The 1,470-nt window shown below is 42.3% G+C and carries 2 protein-coding genes and 1 pseudogene; all 3 read right to left on the bottom strand.

Annotation, left to right across the window (positions count from 1 at the left end; translation table 11 throughout):
- Positions 1–173: 173 nt before the first annotated feature.
- The gene (locus CKO50_RS24735) at positions 174–383 is read right to left on the bottom strand and encodes a tetratricopeptide repeat protein (protein ID WP_255229854.1); all 210 of its coding nucleotides are present in this window, start codon (positions 381–383) and stop codon (positions 174–176) included.
- 2 nt (positions 384–385) lie between these two features.
- Complete coding sequence (locus CKO50_RS14315; RefSeq protein WP_255229852.1) at positions 386–1,042, bottom strand: serine hydrolase domain-containing protein; 657 nt, start codon at positions 1,040–1,042, stop codon at positions 386–388.
- A 264-nt stretch (positions 1,043–1,306) separates the two neighbouring features.
- A pseudogene (locus tag CKO50_RS24730) lies at positions 1,307–1,470 on the bottom strand (transposase); the annotation flags it as partial.

The following is a 1,470-nucleotide window of genomic DNA, read 5'->3' as shown; positions in this document are numbered from 1 at the left end:
CGATTTATTGCCAATAGTAATTAACCAGAGCTTCGGATAATTTAATGTAATTTTAAAAACAATGAGTTAGCTCATTTCTTATCCAAACCTCAGGTTAAATACCAAAAAGCCGCAAGTAATNTGAACTTGCGGCTTTCGATTTGCTTAGGCTGCCGTCACAGTCTTATGGAGAGTTAAAGATACTCCTTCACTACCGCTACTTTATTTTTTGCGAACTGACTGTTTGGGTTTATCGCAAGTAACTGCTGATAATGCTCAAGTGCTTGTGCATACTGCTTATTTAACTCATACGCTTGCGCGATGCTGTTGTGGTAATATGGCTGCTCGTTATTTTGTGTCAGTGCAAGNTTTAAAGATTTCGATACCATTATTAACTTGACCATCTTCAACAANGCTTATTGCCCCACTCCACCAAGATCTCTAAATCATACATTACACCGGTATCTTGCTGCGCTTTTGCAAACATAGCCGCAAAGTCGGCAAAGCCTTGTTTATCTGTAAGCTGCTTTAAGTACGCCATCGGCTGGTAGGCCTTTTGCTTACTAGCGTCGTTAAAGTTGGGAATATAGTAAGCGGCAATATCATCAACAAACTCAATGGGTAATCCACCCAACAGGTTAGTAAGCACAATCACGGAAACCTTGTCTTCAGGGTAGGTGATCACTGTAGTCGCATTTCCACCGCTTGCGCTAATCGCTGGGTGATACATACGCTGAGTCACTTGCCAGCCCATTGCATAGCCGTTTTCTTTGGTGTTAAAGGCTTCTGTGCGTCCGTTGTTCAGCTTAACTGGCGTCCATAGCATATCTAACTCTTTAACCAGCTCGCCTTGTTGTAGTGATACAACATAGTTAGCCAGCTCCGTTGCCGTTGAACTCATTCCCGCTGCGGTTCTTAGCATATAAGGGAATTCACCGTAAAAGTTTTTGTAATTTCCCTCACCTAAATGAATATATTGGCGAGCCTGATTTGGCACCATAAGTTCAAGATAATCAAAACCTGCCTGCGCGGTTTGCGGCATATTGGCACGTGCTAACTGCATTTTGGTAGGAAAAGAGTGACACCCATCACTATTAGTATTCAAGCTGAGTGGTAGGAAAAGAGTGACACCCATCACTATTAGTATTCAAGCTGAGAAAGTGAAGTAAAAAGTAGAAAAATACTTCAATCACTAGGTACAAAAGCGTTTGTCGATGGCTACTTTTTAGCGCTCAAGCGTATCTCTACACTAAAACTGAGTTATCACGCACGACAACGCGCTGCAAACACAACAGTTAAAAATTTAGAGTTGAGAATGTGAGTTTTGCTAAGCCAACAAGCGCTCGCAGTTTGTTAGGTTTGTCCGCCGTCGTTTTTGCAGTGTTTCACAGTAAGCGGTTATTGTCCGCTCTCGGCCAATTGCACCGTGAAATACCCGAGAAAATTGCGTGGTGAGTTTTATCCAGTTCTCAGGCTCTATATTTAATCGAG

It is taken from the genome of Pseudoalteromonas sp. HM-SA03 (genome assembly GCF_002289345.1).
Taxonomy (GTDB): Bacteria; Pseudomonadota; Gammaproteobacteria; order Enterobacterales; family Alteromonadaceae; genus Pseudoalteromonas.
This window is presented reverse-complemented; position numbering and strand designations above follow the sequence as displayed.